Origin of the sequence: Blautia massiliensis (ex Durand et al. 2017), from assembly GCF_051861785.1 — a bacterium.
GTDB classification, from domain to species: domain Bacteria; phylum Bacillota; class Clostridia; order Lachnospirales; family Lachnospiraceae; genus Blautia_A; species Blautia_A luti_A.
In genome coordinates, this window is record NZ_CP146725.1 from 3,748,052 (window position 1) to 3,764,015 (window position 15,964).

The following is a 15,964-nucleotide window of genomic DNA, read 5'->3' on the forward strand; positions in this document are numbered from 1 at the left end:
GTATTGTCTGTGCATGGCATAGACGGCAGAGCGGCTTTTGCTTTACAGTGACCATCGGAGGGATGAGAATGTACCGAATAAAATTTATCAGGGAGGAAAAGGAGATCCTGGTGGAACCGGGTACCAGGATCCTTGAGGCGGAAAGAAAAGCAAAGCTGGTTCCTGATGCACCTTGCGGAGGCCGGGGAAAGTGCGGGAAATGTCGTGTTAAAATAGAGGATCACATGGTGCTTGCATGTCAGACGGAAATCCACAGTGACCTTGAAGTAGATACATTGTCCGGATGCCAGGAAGAGGAGATCCTTACAGAAGGAATGCAGAGACCGGTTGCGTTCAGGCCTGATCTGAAACAGAAAAAAGTGATTCTTGAGAAACCGGAGACAGGAGACAACCGCTCTGAATGGGAGCGGCTGACAGAACAGCTGGATGTGGAAAAACCTGTTCTGCCTGATACTGAAATTGCATCGAAGCTTTACGGCTGCAGAAAAGAAGCAGAAGAATGGTATGTGATCTGTGCAGGAAATGAGATCCTGGATATCAGCAGAGAAGAGAAAAAAATCTGTTTTGCGGCTTTTGATATAGGTACAACGACGGTGGTCGGCTATCTTATGGATGCGTTGACCGGGAAGCAGCTGGCTCTCAAGAGCAGAATGAACCCACAGACTCAGTATGGCGCAGATGTGATCATGCGGGCGGATCATGCTCTGGAGCATGGCGTAGAGCAGCTGACTGGCTGCATACGGAATGCGGTTGATGAAATGCTCCAGGAACTGACAGAGGAAGCAGGAAGAAGCAGATCAGATATCTGTCAGGTATCTGTGGTAGGAAATACCTGCATGCATCATCTTTTTCTTGGGATTTCTCCGGCATCGCTGGTCCATGCACCGTATAATCCGGCGATCAGTCAGGGGCTTACACTGAATGCAGAGCAATATGGGCTCCATATCCACAGAAAGGGGCAGCTGTTTATGCTGCCTGATATAGCCGGGTATGTAGGGGCAGATACCTGTGGCTGCATTTTGACGCTCAGACAGGATCAGCAGAACGAGATCAGCCTTATGATCGATATTGGAACGAACGGGGAGATGGTCCTTGGAAATAAAACGGGATTAGCCTGCTGTTCAACAGCTGCCGGTCCGGCATTTGAAGGTGCAAAGATCGAATGCGGGATGCGCGGAGGAGCAGGAGCAGTGGATCATGTAGTATACAAAGATGGAAAATGGGAATACACGACCATAGGAAATAAGGCTCCGGCAGGCTTATGCGGTTCAGGTCTGATCGATCTTGTGGCACAGCTGTACCTGGCTGGCTTTATCGATGAAAGTGGTCATCTGGAAAGCGGCCAGGAAAAGGCGGGAGTGTTTGTGCTGGTACCTCCGGAAAAGTCGGGAAATGACAGGGGCGTTTATCTGACACAGAAGGATATCGGAGAGGTACAGCTGGCAAAAGCGGCTATCGCAGCGGGAATCTTTCTTCTTATGAAAAGACTGGAGATCACGGAAAAGGATATTAAACAGGTCTATCTTGCCGGTGCATTCGGCAATTACATGAATCCGGAAAGTGCGGCGACGATCGGGATGTTCCCGGCTGAGCTGCTGCCCAGGATACAGCCGGTGGGAAATGCAGCCGGAGAAGGTGCCAGGATCGCGCTTCTGAATGAAGAGGAAAGAAAAGAAATGGATCGGACTGTCAAAAATATGGATTTTGTGGAGCTGGCAGCCTCGCCGGAGTTCCAGGACTGTTTTGTGGATGGCTTATGCTTTCCGTAATGCGAGGAGAATGGATATGCTTAATATAAAAGAACTGGAAGAAATGGGAAAAAAGGCAGGATTTTCTCATGTAGCGCTTCTGAAGAGCGATTCGATCCAGCTTATGCCGGAGGTAAGGGAAATGTGCAAAAATAATATCTGTCATATGTATGCAAAACGCTGGAGCTGTCCTCCCGGATGCGGAGATCTTGAAGTATGCAGAAAAAAGATAGAAAAGTACAGGGAAGGCATTATTGTCCAGACAGTGGGGAAACTGGAGGATCCTCTGGACGGAGAGACGATGATGGAGACAGAAGCGGTTCATAAACAGAATTTTTATGAATTTGAAAAAGTGCTCAGAGAAAGATGGCCGGGTATGCTCCCCATAGGGGCCGGGTGCTGTACAAAATGTAAAACGTGTACATATCCGGATGCTCCATGCCGTTTCCCCGAACAGGCATTTTCTTCGATGGAAGCCTATGGAATGCTGGTAACACAGGTATGCCAGGCAAATGGTCTGGAATACTATTATGGTCCCTGTACGATCGCCTATACCAGCTGCTATCTTCTTGAATAGAACAGGAGTGAAAAAATGAATGACAGAGAACGGGAGGCATATCTGAGCAGGATCGGATATGAGGGTGAATTAAGAACAGATAAAAAATGTCTGGAAAAGATAATGGAACTTCATCTTTGCAGTATTCCCTTTGAAAATCTGGAAGTTTTTGACGAGGGAAGGATTCCTTCTCTGAGGTCGGAAGATATTTATGAGAAGATCATTGTCAGAAAACGAGGCGGATATTGCTTTGAGCTGAATAAATTGTTTTATGAGTTTCTGAAAGCTTTGGATTTCCGTGTGATCCCTGTGGCGGTAAGGATATTGTGGAACCGGGAAGAGCTTCCGCCGGTCCTGCACCGGGCAACCCTTGTTATTTTTGAGGAAGGAAGCTATTACTGTGATGTAGGATACGGAGGTCCCGGACCCAAGAAGCCGGTTCTTATGAAGGATGGTATCCACAGAGAAAAAAACGGATGGTACCGTGTTAACATGAAACCGGGAAATACAAACGGAGAGATTCTTGTTGAACGAAAGAAAAAAGAAAAATATCTGCCAATACTCAGATTTTCACAGATTCCTGCAGTAGAAGCAGATTTTGAACTGCTGAATTTCTATTGTGCAAAATCTCCGGATGTATTGTTTACCAGAAAAAGAGTGGTGAGCATCTGCAGACCGGAAGGAAGTGTTGCGCTGACCGGGAATGTTCTTACGATCCAGAAGGAAGATGGATCCATTGAAACGAAAATAAGCGATTCGGAAGAAACCATCAGGCTATGGATGGAACATTATTTCGGATTGGAGTTTTTACAGATATAAACAGAAAAAAGGACCAGGTTGTCAGGTGACAGTCTGGTCCTTTTCCTGCAGAAGAAAGCAGAGCTGCAGAAGAAGCCGGTCTTTCGGATTATCCAGATCAACCTTTGTGAGTTTCTGGATGCGCTCCAGACGGTAGGTCAGGGAACTTCTGTGTATAAAAAGCTCACGGGCTGTCTGAAGAGAATTGCGTTCATGCTCCAGATAGACCTTGAGTGTGTGATACAGTTCAGTATTGTTTTTGCGGTCATAATTCTGCAGTGCATCCAGCCGTGAAGAAACCAGAAGCTCGGGACAGATCTGATGGCTGATCTGGGAAAGCATATATTCCAGAAGATAAGCATCAAAATGATAGCACCAGGCCATGCTCTGACTTTTTTTGCCCAGGCGCAAGGCGGAAACAGCCTGAATATATCCCTGAGGGATCAGGAGAAAATCACGAAATTCAGAGCTTACTCCCATTTTAAAAAGCCCTTCGCGCAGGATGATCGCAAGTGAACGGATAACATCGGAAGATACAGAGTGCTTAAAGGACAGATTAACGATCACAACGATTCCCTGCTGATAGGTAAAAGCCAGACCTTCCGGGATCTGGGCTTCAATGTGTCCCAGTGTGGCGATGGAAGAGTGCATACGGTCATCCTGTTGCTGGGTTTCCAGACGAAGTACAAGATACCGGTCATGGCGATTCCAGTTCAGATACTGGATCTGATCGGTAACTGCCTGTAGTTCTGTGAGCTTTCCGGAAAGATATTCCGTGAAAAACTGCCGGGAGTCATTTCCCATTGAAATTTGGAACAGATTGTGCCGACGGATGCACAGCTCGATAAAGGAGCCAAGATACTCAAGAGCAGAAAAATGTCCGGGCTGTATCTCCGTCTGGAGCTCATCCACACAAAGCCGGCCCTGATAATTGCCGCTGACCCAGAGATTCATGTAGAGGATACGGTAACCACGGAGCTCTTCGGAATAAATATTGGCGCCGTGGGTGATAAGTGTGCGCTGGTATTCGGCGTCAAGCTTGAAATCCTGAATCAGGCTTAAAGGTGCGATGAGTCTTCCTGTACGCTGGTCATGGACCCATTCGGACATACCGGTTACGTGCCGGGGAGAAGAAAGAATATAGAAGTTGGTGTCATGGGCAAAAACCGGATTATGAAATATATCCAGACTGGCTTCCAGCATTTCGTTCAACGGATCGATACTTCCAAGTGCAAGCTGGAGTTTACTGTCCCAGTCAGAATATCTGTCAAAGGTCTGCTGTATCTGGTTGAAAATCTCAGAAAAAGAAAGGGTTCCCTTAATGTGAAGGATCCTGCAGCTTTCGGAAAAGCAGGAAAGATCACCGGAGCCCACCACTACAAATGCGATGTTCTGGTATCGCAGAAAGCTTTCGGAAAGAGAATTGCCGAAGACAAGATAAAGGTAGCATGGCTTCAGCAGGGCTCCTGCCTGATATATGCGAAGACCATCCAGCGTCAGGGGGTCTTCACGGCAGAGGATGGAAACATCCTCTTTTTTCTCCGCAAAATCGTCAGCAATGATCTGGAGATTAAGATGGAAGCCGGTATGCGGGCTATTCACGAAATGCTCTCTTTTATTCAAAGTATTTCCTCCAATTCATAAAAGCCTTGTATTTATAGGAAATTATAACATATTAGACGGAAAATAAAAAGAAAACGGAGAGAAAATTATTTGTGCATATTTACAATAATAACTGTGCAAAAAGTATGAAGCATTGGAGAAAGAATGAAGAAGTGTGCGGATTTACGAACAGGAAAAAAACAACTATACTATAACCATCAAAGGTAACGTGAAGTTGTGGAAATGGCCGGCCCCACAAAAAACAGCGAAGGGGGAAAGAAAATGAGTAAAAATGAAATACCGAAACAAAATCCGAAACAGAAAAAGGGTCTTACAAATGCCCTGAAATATTTCTTTGGTGTTGGTGATGCCGGATTTGTTCTTATGAGTAATATCGAGACATTTTACTTTATGACATTTCTAACGGATCTGGCAGGCTTTGCAGCTGGTGTAGCTGGTGTGATCAATTCCGTATTTACCATTGTTGATGCCTGTCTGTCCTGGCTTTACGGAGGAATCATCAATGGCACAAAAGCAAAGAAATGGGGGCGTTATCGTTCCTGGCTGATCATGGTTCCGTGGATGGTGCCGTTTCTGTATGCATTCATGTTCATACGTGTCAGCGATAATGAATGGGTTTCGGCAGTGGTGATCATTGCCGCATCCATCGCATCTCATGTGGCATGGAATTTCAGCTATGTTGCCAACGCAACTCTGATCAGTATTGTTGGCAAAACACCGGAAGACAAAGCAACGCTTGCATCTTCCAGGGCAACCTGGAATAACATAGGCGGTCTGTTGTTTTCCTATATGGGTCTTCCATTTGCAACACTTCTTGCCGGATATGTCGGTGAGAAAAATAAATTTGCAGCAGCAGCTTTCTGCCTGGGTATTCTGATGGTCGTAACCTATTTTGCCCATTTCAAGATGACGGAAGGCTATGAAGAGATTGAAACGGAAACAGCAGGAAAGAAAAATGACAAAACAAAGATCACGATCAGAGAGATGTTTGCTTCCCTGTTTCAGAATCCGCCTCTTATGGTCCTGATGCTGGCAGACCTTGCAAAATGGTGTGTGAAATTTGTAACAGCAGCATCTGCTATTTACTATTTCAGGGATGCAATGGGAAATCCGGGACTGATGACCACTTATCTTCTCTGTGTTGCCATCGGTGCCATCATCGGAGCTTTTTCCATGAGATACATTGCAAAAGCAATATCGTCCCGTACAACTATGATCATTGCTTATGCAGGAATGGCAGTATCCCTGTTCCTTGTATATATTTTCTATGGAAATGCAATGACAGTGATCGCTCTTATGACACTTGCCCAGTTTTTTTATGGCATGGCTTTTGCAGCTTCACCTGCACTTTATGCTGACACTGTAGTGTATGCAACATGGAAGAGCGGAAAAGATGCATCCGGATGGATCATGGGATTACAGAATCTTCCGCTGAAGATTGCCGTGTTCTTAAGAGGAATGATCCTCAGCGCCTGTCTTGTGGCGGTAGGCTGGAAATCCGGAGTTGTTCTTGAGGGGACGGCTCGTCAGGGAATGACGATTTCCTTTGCACTTGTTCCGGCTATTTTTTGTCTGGCAGGTCTTCTGCTTCTCATGTTTGGATTTAAGATCACAAAGGAAAAGGTTCTTCAGTATCAGGCTGAGATTGACGCAAGATCATAAAGATAAGTGATCGGGTATTTTGAAAGATCACAGGATAATAAAGGAGGAAGCATTATGTTGAAAGCATCGGAGATTTTACTTGAAACGATAAAAAAGGACGGCAGGCCGGAACGACTTCTGAGACAGTATGAGGGTGCGACCTTTTACCCGCCGAACCCAGCAAATAATTATGTGCGTGGAAACCGTCACCGTGGTATGGAGCCTATGAAGGATCTTTTCGGAACTGAGATCCTCTGGCCCCAGGAACAGCTGGCTGCAATGCCACATGTAACAGAGGACAACAAAGTCATTGATGATATCACAGAATGGAAAGAGCAGCTGGTGATCCCGGATATTGTCGGTCAGTGCTCGGATCCGGCTTTATGGGAACCATTTAAACAGAAGGCACAGGAGATAAAGGATTCAGGAAGCCTTTTCATGGCATTTATGCCTACAGGTGTTTTTGAGAGGCTTCACTTCCTGATGGGATTTGAGGATATGCTGGTGAACTTCCTTCTTGAGCCGGAGGATATGATGGATCTCTGCAATGCCATTGGGGAGTACCGTTTTCAGCTTACAAAGCTGATCGTTGATAATCTCCACCCGGATATCATCCTTTCCCACGATGACTGGGGTTCCAAGCAGTCCCTGTTCATCAGTCCGGACACATGGAGAGAATTTATCAAACCACAGTATGAAAGATCCTATAAATATATGAAAGACCATGGAGTAATCATCATGCATCACGCAGATTCCTTCATGGAACCGATCATAGAGGATATGGTTGATCTTGGGATTGACATCTGGCAGGGAACACTTCCGCAGAATGATATTCCGAAGCTCCAGAAACAGCTGAACGGAAGAATGACACTTATGGGCGGAATCGATGCTTCGATCGTAGACCGTGTGGATTCCACAGAAGAAGAGATCCGCAAGGAGGTCAGAAGAGCATGTGAGGAGTATGCACCACACGGACATTTCATTCCATGTATTACCTATGGAGGTCCCGGTTGTCTGTTCCCTCATGTAGATTCAATTATTGATGACGAGATTGAAAAATATAATAAGGAGCATTCCTGCAATTTATTAAAAGCGCCAATTGAATAAAAAAGAACCTCAAGGTATGATTGAGTTGCATCTTGGCGGATGTAAACAAAACAATCAAGCACTGGAGGTTCCAAATGAATTATACACAGAATGAAAAGATTGAGCAAGTAACAGATTCAACAATGGTTGTCGGAGTTGATATCGGAAGCCAGATACATTATGCAGGAGCTTTTGATAACAGAGGACGCGAACTTACAAAACGTATTTTTTCTTTTCATAACGATCTGGAAGGGTTCAATTCTTTCAACCTTTGGGCAGAGACACTTAAGACTGAGAATAAAAAGACTGCAGTTCTGATAAGAGACCTGGTATATACAGCCGTGACAGAATCATAAAGCAGCACAACATATCTGCAAACAGGATCCAGAGATGGCTTGCAATACATTTCCCGGAATATCTGGGATTATACACACGATTTGATGCAATAAGCGGCCTGGCAGTGCTTGAAAAAGCACCATTGCCAAAAGATATTGCGCACAACAGTGTTGGACTTGACGGAGGGATTGGAACAAAAAGTGAATTATATATGCTGCTTGGTTCCAGCACGGTTTATCTTTACGGAGAACCGAAGACAAGTAACGTCTGGGCATCTATTGATCTGAAGCAGCGGCGGCTTTTTGATCTGGATTAAAATTCACATAATCTTTATTTGATTATTTGAAAAAACAGTGCTATAGTAAAGTTGGTTCCGGTAAACGGATGATTTATGGATCCCAGAAGAGGACCGGGCGGAACCAAATTACTGTTGACCGGTCAGGATCTGGATCAGGAAAGAAGGAAGAGGGAAAAAATTGCGTAAAAAATCACATATACTGTTAGGCAGATACCTGGCTGACCAGATGTCTGAGGTGTACAGTCTCCAGCAGCACAGAAAAGCGTTTTGCCTGGGCAATATCATGCCGGATCTGAAACCATCGTTTCTCACCACCAGACATGAGTTTTTCGGAACATTCGATCACCTCCAGAATAAGATGAGGGCGCTTGTCGAGAAGAACCCGGAGGAAGAGAATGCCAGAGTATACTGGAGAAGATTCGGTGAGGTCATGCATTATATGGCTGATTATTTTACTTTTCCTCATAACAAAACATACAAAGGAAATCTTGCAGCACATAATTCTTATGAAGCTGAGCTGAAAAACCGCCTGAGAGAATGCATCCTCAGCGGCGCAGCAGACAGCCAGCTGGAAGAAGCGAAGCAGTTTGAAAGCTTTGAGGAACTTGTGGAATATATCCGTGAGCGTCATGCATATTATCTGGAAAGCCCACGATGCATTGCCGATGACATCCGTTTTATCCTTCGGGTGTGCTATCAGGTTGTACAGGGGATTTTTCAGCTCTGTGTCAGAAAACAGTTTCATATGGGCGGACAGCCGGCAGTGACTGTCTGACAGTATATAAAAGCCGCAGTGTGTGAGAGCACTGTGGCTTTTTTACGTTATGGTAAACTCTAAAAAATCTTACAAAAATGTGAATAAAAAGTGAAAAATAGATGAATTAAAGGAGATATCCTACCAGAATGGTTGATTTCACGATTTTCGTATGCTAAAATGAATTGAATTAAACTTTAAGTTATCAAACGGTTTAAGGCAGACCTTTATTATAGGGGAAGTAAAGGGATGTTCAAGGAAAGAAGGGAGCATCTTAATAAATATGAAGAACAAGTACCTGAATAAGTTTTTTTGCATCACGATGTTATCAGCTATGGTACTGGCAGTTCCAACCGGAGTAAAAGCCGCCGAGGAAGCAGATAATGTTGTTGCTGAGGAAGGTGTTTTAGGAGACGGGAGCGAGGTAAGTGAACCGGAACCGGAAGCTCCGGCAGATCCGGTGCCGACAGCTGCGCCGGAACCGGAAATAACTGCTGCACCTGACCCGGAACCAACTACAGCGCCGGAACCAACGGATACACCGATACCTGCACCGACGGAAACACCGGAGCCAACCGCAACACCGGCACCGACAGCGACACCGGAGCCAACAGCAACTCCTGCGCCGACAGCGACACCTGCACCAACCGCAACACCGGCACCGACGGAAACACCGGACAGGGATGACTCTGCAAAGGTACAGGCGGTGATCCGGAAGATCAAAGCACTGGCAGGCAGAACGATCACAGCAGCAGATAAAGCGGAGATAGATAGCGTACGTGCAGCTTATGAGGCACTGTCTAATACAGAAAAGGCCAAGGTTACGAATTATAAGATCCTGACTGAGGCAGAAGCCAAGCTTGCAGCTGCCGACAAGAACAACAGTGATAACAGCAAGGAAGATAACAAGAATACAGAGATCACAGATGGAAATAACGCCACAGCAACACAGATCGGAGATCCTGTTTATGTGACAAATATGGTATCCAATCTCCATGCGGGCAAGGATTTTTATCTGGATAGTCTTAAGAGCAATTATCATCTGTCCTTCTCCGATGATTTTGCTTCTGTAATGGAAGAGATCGAAAGAGAATATAAAGAGAAGAACAAGCTTACCGATACGGAGAATACACTTCTGGTAAGAAACTGGCAGGATATCCTTGCTGTTTATATTTACGAAAAGAGCAAAGCAGGAGCAACGTCATTTACATTGGATGCATCCTGCAAGGATGATCTGGCAAGGATTTTTGCGGAGATGAACCCTATCGTCAGGGACAAGCAGGATATTACCAAGATATCCTACGGAAATCGCAAGATCAACTACTACATCAAGAAGAACAATATTGCAAAGGAAGACAGAAGCGTCCTTAAGAAATATGTGGAAACAGACTGTAAGCTTCTCTGTGCGGTAGTTACCGCATCCAAAGGCTTTGTCCGCGAAAGCGTGGGAGACAATGTTTCTGAGGATCGTGTAGATGTTATCACCGCAGCGTATTCACTGGTTGGCAAGGTCGGATATTTCTGGGGCGGTAAATCTACGGTGATCGGAGAAGATCCAAGCTGGGGCTCCGTTGAGAAGGTATCTGCAGACGGCAGCAGAAGCTCCGGTACGCTCCGTGCATATGGTCTGGACTGCAGCGGCTTTGTTACCTGGGCAGTGATCAATGGATATAAGGATCAGGGAATGCAGGCAGCAGTTGGAGACGGAACCTCTGACCAGTGGGAGAAGGCCGGTGTTGTCAGCGAAGCAGATGCACAGCCAGGAGATCTGGTATTCCAGAGAGGACCGGAAGCAGGAAGCAACAACCACGTTGGTATCCTGTGCGGAAAGACGGATTCCGGCGACTGGATCGCAGTACATTGTTCCTCAAGCAAGAATGGTGTAACGGTTGGTGAGGCATACAGTGCAAGCTTCCGTTATATCAGAAAGCCATCCTTCTATCAGGATACAACGGCGGAGGAAAATGAGACCACAGCTACAGAGAATGATGTTCTGACAGAGGAGAGTGCAGAAAAGCTCCTCACGGATGTGGTTAGATCTGATGCACTGAAGGATGCACTGGCATCCGGGGATACTGTTTCCAGTGACCTTCTTGCAGATTTTAAGAATACGGCTTTGCAGGAGGATGAGGAAGAAGATGAAGTTGAGACGCTGACTCTGGATCAGGAGACCATGGACGATGCAGTGGATACATTTGATAATGATGTAGAAACACTGGAAATGGAAAACTAAGGGACAGCGATTGAAGATAAGGGCAGTCTCCCACGGGAGGCTGCCCTTTCTTACAATCGCTGCTTCAGACAGAGGACATGAGATTATGAAAAAAAGAAATTTCTGCCCCATGGCAGCCGCAGTGCTTACAGCCGCAGTGATCCTTCAGCCCTTTAGCGCTTCGGCAGGGGCACTGGATCAGATCCGCTCCATAGCAAAGAGCATTATTTCAGGCGAACCAAAGGAAGTAGAGGAACTGCGTCAGATGGAGGTTGCCCAGAGCGAAGAAGGGCATCAGGAATATTATTTCAAACAGCTTACGGAAGAAGAGCAGAGAGTATATCGGGAGCTGCTGAAAGGAATCCGTGCCCGGGAAAAGGAGTTTTATCTGACAATCTCTGATGATGACAGTATTGACAGAAGCTATCATGCAGTATTGAAAGACCACCCGGAGATATTCTGGGCCCACAATCGTGAAAAAATCTACAAAACTACGTATTCAGACAGTGATTACTGCGTTTTTACTCCGGGCTATACTTATACAGACGGCGAGATCGATGAGATACAGACGGCGATGGAGCAGAGCTTTCAGGAGGTCAGAGCCCTGATTCCGGAGGATGCCGGTGACTACGAGAAGGTACGCATTGTTTATACGTATGTTATTGACCATACCCAGTATCAGACCGGGGAGGATGATCAGAGCATAGCAGGCGTTTTCTGGAAAAAATCCGCAGTCTGCGCCGGATATGCAGGAGCTGTCCAGTATCTTCTGGAAAGGCTGGATATTCCCTGTATTTATGTGGACGGAAGCACAAAGGGAAGTACAGAGGGTCATGCATGGGATATTGTAAAAATAGGCCAGGAGTATTATTATGTAGATGCCACCAACGGGGATCAGCCGGATTTCCTCAATGGAGATGCCGTACAGCTGGAAGAACATAAGACGATCCTTTACGATTATCTCTGCCCTTTCCCGGAAGAATATGAAAAAACCTATTCACCATCGGAAGAACTGACCGTTCCGGCATGTACTGCGAAGGATCTGGATTTTTATGTGCTGAACCAGGGGTACTTTGAAGATTACAGCTGGCAGGACATATATGATTATTGTAAGATGAGACTGGATAATGGTGTGGCTGTAGTGCGTTTCAAGTTTGGCAGTCAGGAAGCTTTTTCTGAAGCCTGTCAGGAGCTGCTGGATGATGGCGTGGTACAGAATGTGGCACAGTATTATATGAAGCTTCACGGACTTGGTCAGGTGGAGTATCATTATGGAGTGATGGATAATTTTTATACCATATATTTTATTTTCTGAAACATCTTCGGGAAGATTTTCGAAGGTTTTGGAAAGAGAGGAGTAAGTTATGGATATGGATATGTTGTCAAGAGGATTTGACATACTGCAGAGAACAGGAGGGATAGAACAGATCGGCCAGCTTATGGTGATCGTATACGGAGTTCTCTGTGTCTTCGGACTTTTGAACTGTATCCTGGGATACCGTATCCTCCGGCTCTGGATGATGATCTTTGGATTTATCATCGGAGCGGGCGCCGGCTTTGGTGTAACCTATATGTCCGGTGTTCAGGATAAAATGGTGATCGCAGGTGCTATGGCGGGACTTGGGATCGTACTGGCTGTTGTTTCGTTTCTGATCTACAGGGCAGGAATCTTTGTGCTGGGATTTGGTATCGGAATAACACTGAGTATCTATCTGGTCCATCCGACCAGCTCTTTTTCCTTTTTTCTGTGCATCCTTATCGGCGTGGGACTGGGAGTGCTTGCCATGCGTTATGCAAAAGGCGTGATCATTGTCGGAACCAGTGTGCTGGGTGGTGTACTGGCAGGGCTTTCCATTGCAAAGATCGCAGGGCTGGCGCAGTTTCCATATGGCGTCGGCATGGCAGCGGGAATTGCGCTCCTTGGTATGCTGATCCAGTTCGCCATCAACAAAGATCGATACGATGAGGAAGATGACGAAGAAGAGGATGACGATGATGGAGCTCTGCCGGAGAAGACCAGGAAGCCGGCAGGAAGGGACCGTAGAGGAAACGACCGTGGATACACCTCTGACCGTAACAGGGACGATCGCAGATATACATACGAAAACCGGGCAGACGATGAACGGGAAAGCCGGGTGGAAAAACATTCCCGCAGAGCATCTGACAGAGAAGAACGCAACTCTGACAGAAGAGAAAGAAATTATGCAGACAGCCGAAAAAGATCCGGAAGCGAAAGAAACAGCAAAAGCAGTTCCACTGAAAGAAGAAGCACTTCCGGAACCTCCGGCAGCAACAGAACCTCCGGCAGAAGTTATGCTTCGGATGACAGAAGAGGCCGCAGACACAGCCAGAGCAGCACCAGAGAACGAAGGAATGCAGGAACGGGAAGCAGATCCCGCTATGCAGATCCGGAGGATCATGAAGGCTATGAAGAATATGATCGCTTTGATGAGCCAAAAAACAGGGACGACTATGAAGATCTTGAAAAACTGCAGCAGAAAAGACGCCGGATGGATATTGAAAATATGGCGGATTTTGATGAGCAGGAAGAATATGGAAATTACAGGGATGATCCGGATCTGATGAATGATGAGGATCTGGATGAGCTTGATGAGTGGAAAGACAACTGAGAAAAATCCGAGGAGTGACAGAAATGGGAAAAGAAGCCAAAACAAACGCGATGAGAATGCTGGATCGAAAAAAAGTAAAATATGAAGCGATCGCATATGACTGTGGAGAGTTCATAGATGGGATCCACTGTGCAGACATCACAGGAGCCCCTCATGATCAGTCCTTTAAGACCCTGGTCATGGAAGGGAAAAGCGGCGGCTACTATGTGTTTGTAGTTCCGATCGAGAAAGAGGTGGACCGTAAGGCAGCCGCAAAGTCTGTAGGCGAAAAAACAGTAGATATGATCCATGTAAAGGATCTTACAAAGATCACGGGCTATATCCGCGGAGGCTGCAGCCCTCTTGGAATGAAAAAAAATTATCCGGTGGTGTTTGACCAGTCTGCCAAAAACTTTGATGAGATCTATGTAAGCGGTGGAAGAGTAGGTCTTACCCTGAAGGTACCGCTTAAAGATCTTCTGGATGTAACACAGGGCAAGCTTGCTCCGATCACCATGGAGTAAGCGTATATAAAACAGATAAAAAAACTCCCCTGACTGCCTGTAAAGGCGGAAGCAGGGGAGATTTTTTGTTACAGAAGCATGGGATTTAGTTATCCTGTGCGTCCTCTTCGTTAACCTGGAATACGTGACGCTTCTTGGCCATTTCGTCGCTGGCAAGATACTCGTCGTAAGTGGTGATCTTGTCTACCAGCTTGCCGTTAGGAAGGATCTCCATGATGCGGTTTGCAGTTGTCTGTACAAACTGGTGATCGTGTGAGGTGAAAAGGATCACTCCCGGGAATTTGATCAGTCCGTTGTTCAGTGCTGTGATAGACTCCATATCCAGATGGTTGGTTGGCTCATCCAGGATCAGGATATTGGCACCTGAGATCATCATCTTGGAAAGAAGACAGCGAACCTTTTCACCACCGGAAAGAACACGGACATGTTTTACACCATCCTCACCAGGGAAAAGCATACGGCCAAGGAATCCACGGACGTAGGTTGCGTCCTTGATCTCGGAGTACTGTGTCAGCCAGTCGGTGATAGTAAGGTCGTTATCGAATTCCTGTGTGTTATCCTTCGGGAAATATGCCTGGGAAGTGGTAACGCCCCATTTGTAATTTCCTTCATCCGGCTCCATTTCACCTGTAAGGATCTTGAAGAAGGTTGTGATGGCCTGCTCGTTGGCACCCACAAAGGCAACCTTATCTTCACGACCAAGCGTGAAGGAAAGGTTGTCCAGAACCTTTACTCCATCAATGGTCTTGGACAGATTTTCCACCATGAGGACCTCGTTTCCGATCTCACGGTTCGGGCGGAAGTCGATGTATGGATATTTACGGCTGGAAGGACGCATGTCATCCAGCTGGATCTTTTCCAGGGCACGCTTTCTGGAAGTCGCCTGCTTGGATTTGGAAGCATTGGCGCTGAAACGGGAGATGAACTCCTGGAGCTCTTTGATCTTCTCCTCTTTCTTTTTGTTGGCCTCTTTCATCTGCTTGATCAGAAGCTGGCTGGATTCAAACCAGAAGTCGTAGTTTCCGGCATAAAGCTGGATCTTGCCATAATCGATATCAGCAGTATGTGTGCAGACCTTGTTCAGGAAATAACGGTCATGGGATACTACGATAACCGTATTGTCAAAATTGATCAGGAACTCCTCCAGCCATTCGATGGCAGGAAGATCCAGGTGGTTGGTCGGCTCATCAAGAAGAAGGATATCAGGATTTCCGAAAAGAGCCTGTGCAAGAAGAACCTTGACCTTCATACTACCGGTAAGGTCTGCCATCTGTGTATAGTGGAACTCGGTATCGACTCCGAGACCGTTGAGAAGAGTAGCAGCATCGGACTCTGCTTCCCATCCGTTCATTTCTGCAAACTCACCCTCAAGCTCGCTGGCACGGATGCCATCTTCGTCTGTGAAATCTTCCTTTGCGTAAATGGCTTCTTTCTCTTTCATGATCTGATAGAGTCTTTCATTACCCATGATGACAGTATCCAGAACCGGATAAGCGTCATATTTGAAGTGATCCTGCTGCAGGAAAGAAAGTCTCTGACCGGGGGTGATCACAATGTCGCCCTTGGTAGGCTCAAGCTGACCGGAAAGGATTTTGAGGAATGTAGATTTTCCTGCGCCGTTGGCGCCGATCAATCCATAACAGTTACCCTCTGTAAATTTGATGTTAACGTCTTCAAACAGCGCTTTTTTTCCAACGCGCAGTGTGATGTTATTTGCTGAAATCATATCATACCTCTTTTTTCATTAAATAAATATCGTTTCAATTACATACGAAAGCA

The 15,964-nt window shown here is 46.2% G+C and carries 14 protein-coding genes; 12 read left to right on the plus strand and 2 right to left on the minus strand.

What is annotated here, in order from left to right:
* The first annotated feature begins 68 nt into the window (after positions 1–68).
* From V9W66_RS17700 to V9W66_RS17710, 3 genes are read left to right on the plus strand one after another with little or no spacing between them, the layout of a single operon-like run.
* Positions 69–1,769: an ASKHA domain-containing protein gene (locus V9W66_RS17700; protein WP_243121845.1), complete on the plus strand. Its 1,701-nt coding sequence runs from the start codon at positions 69–71 to the stop codon at positions 1,767–1,769.
* Positions 1,770–1,785: 16 nt separating this feature from the next.
* Positions 1,786–2,325, plus strand: coding sequence for a DUF2284 domain-containing protein (locus tag V9W66_RS17705; RefSeq protein WP_144096049.1), 540 nt, complete (start codon positions 1,786–1,788; stop codon positions 2,323–2,325).
* A gap of 15 nt (positions 2,326–2,340) precedes the next feature.
* Positions 2,341–3,123, plus strand: a complete 783-nt coding sequence (locus V9W66_RS17710; RefSeq protein ID WP_144096051.1) for an arylamine N-acetyltransferase family protein — start codon at positions 2,341–2,343, stop codon at positions 3,121–3,123.
* Between the two features lie 21 nt (positions 3,124–3,144).
* On the opposite strand, the gene V9W66_RS17715 is transcribed toward V9W66_RS17710, so the two are convergent.
* Entirely contained in the window at positions 3,145–4,725 is a 1,581-nt protein-coding gene (locus tag V9W66_RS17715; protein WP_144096053.1) for a PucR family transcriptional regulator, read from the minus strand.
* A 261-nt stretch (positions 4,726–4,986) separates the two neighbouring features.
* Between V9W66_RS17715 and V9W66_RS17720 the strand changes: the two genes are divergently transcribed.
* The 9 genes from V9W66_RS17720 to ybaK all read left to right on the plus strand — a co-directional run bounded on the left by V9W66_RS17720 (position 4,987) and on the right by ybaK (position 14,185).
* Positions 4,987–6,387: an MFS transporter gene (locus tag V9W66_RS17720; protein WP_144096055.1), complete on the plus strand. Its 1,401-nt coding sequence runs from the start codon at positions 4,987–4,989 to the stop codon at positions 6,385–6,387.
* A gap of 54 nt (positions 6,388–6,441) precedes the next feature.
* A complete protein-coding gene (locus V9W66_RS17725) occupies positions 6,442–7,473 on the plus strand; it encodes a uroporphyrinogen decarboxylase family protein (protein ID WP_144096057.1) in 1,032 nt (343 codons plus the stop codon).
* Between the two features lie 74 nt (positions 7,474–7,547).
* The gene (locus V9W66_RS17730; RefSeq protein WP_144096059.1) at positions 7,548–7,808 is read left to right on the plus strand and encodes an IS110 family transposase; all 261 of its coding nucleotides are present in this window, start codon (positions 7,548–7,550) and stop codon (positions 7,806–7,808) included.
* Between the two features lie 104 nt (positions 7,809–7,912).
* A complete protein-coding gene (locus V9W66_RS17735; RefSeq protein WP_186290126.1) occupies positions 7,913–8,104 on the plus strand; it encodes a hypothetical protein in 192 nt (63 codons plus the stop codon).
* Between the two features lie 160 nt (positions 8,105–8,264).
* Positions 8,265–8,861, plus strand: coding sequence for a zinc dependent phospholipase C family protein (locus V9W66_RS17740; RefSeq protein ID WP_022426477.1), 597 nt, complete (start codon positions 8,265–8,267; stop codon positions 8,859–8,861).
* 262 nt (positions 8,862–9,123) lie between these two features.
* Positions 9,124–11,073 (plus strand): NlpC/P60 family protein, encoded by a 1,950-nt coding sequence (locus tag V9W66_RS17745; RefSeq protein WP_144096061.1) that lies wholly within the window; start codon positions 9,124–9,126, stop codon positions 11,071–11,073.
* 85 nt (positions 11,074–11,158) lie between these two features.
* Entirely contained in the window at positions 11,159–12,367 is a 1,209-nt protein-coding gene (locus V9W66_RS17750) for a transglutaminase domain-containing protein (protein ID WP_243121846.1), read from the plus strand.
* Positions 12,368–12,416: 49 nt separating this feature from the next.
* Positions 12,417–13,682, plus strand: coding sequence for a DUF4203 domain-containing protein (locus V9W66_RS17755; RefSeq protein WP_243121847.1), 1,266 nt, complete (start codon positions 12,417–12,419; stop codon positions 13,680–13,682).
* Positions 13,683–13,705: 23 nt separating this feature from the next.
* Positions 13,706–14,185 carry a Cys-tRNA(Pro) deacylase gene (gene ybaK / locus V9W66_RS17760; RefSeq protein WP_144096063.1) on the plus strand — a complete coding sequence of 160 codons (480 nt, stop codon included), beginning with the start codon at positions 13,706–13,708 and terminating at the stop codon, positions 14,183–14,185.
* Positions 14,186–14,270: 85 nt separating this feature from the next.
* Here ybaK and V9W66_RS17765 read toward each other — a convergent pair whose 3' ends face one another.
* Positions 14,271–15,911, minus strand: a complete 1,641-nt coding sequence (locus tag V9W66_RS17765) for an ABC-F family ATP-binding cassette domain-containing protein (RefSeq protein WP_144096065.1) — start codon at positions 15,909–15,911, stop codon at positions 14,271–14,273.
* Positions 15,912–15,964 lie beyond the last annotated feature (53 nt).

Coding starts and splice junctions, on each gene's coding strand:
- V9W66_RS17700 (WP_243121845.1), top strand. CDS start 69: ATGTACCGAATAAAATTTATCAGGGAGGAAAAGGAGATCCTGGTGGAA.
- V9W66_RS17705 (WP_144096049.1), top strand. CDS start 1,786: ATGCTTAATATAAAAGAACTGGAAGAAATGGGAAAAAAGGCAGGATTT.
- V9W66_RS17710 (WP_144096051.1), top strand. CDS start 2,341: ATGAATGACAGAGAACGGGAGGCATATCTGAGCAGGATCGGATATGAG.
- V9W66_RS17720 (WP_144096055.1), top strand. CDS start 4,987: ATGAGTAAAAATGAAATACCGAAACAAAATCCGAAACAGAAAAAGGGT.
- V9W66_RS17725 (WP_144096057.1), top strand. CDS start 6,442: ATGTTGAAAGCATCGGAGATTTTACTTGAAACGATAAAAAAGGACGGC.
- V9W66_RS17730 (WP_144096059.1), top strand. CDS start 7,548: ATGAATTATACACAGAATGAAAAGATTGAGCAAGTAACAGATTCAACA.
- V9W66_RS17745 (WP_144096061.1), top strand. CDS start 9,124: ATGAAGAACAAGTACCTGAATAAGTTTTTTTGCATCACGATGTTATCA.
- V9W66_RS17750 (WP_243121846.1), top strand. CDS start 11,159: ATGAAAAAAAGAAATTTCTGCCCCATGGCAGCCGCAGTGCTTACAGCC.
- V9W66_RS17755 (WP_243121847.1), top strand. CDS start 12,417: ATGGATATGGATATGTTGTCAAGAGGATTTGACATACTGCAGAGAACA.
- ybaK (WP_144096063.1), top strand. CDS start 13,706: ATGGGAAAAGAAGCCAAAACAAACGCGATGAGAATGCTGGATCGAAAA.
- V9W66_RS17765 (WP_144096065.1), bottom strand. CDS start 15,911: ATGATTTCAGCAAATAACATCACACTGCGCGTTGGAAAAAAAGCGCTG.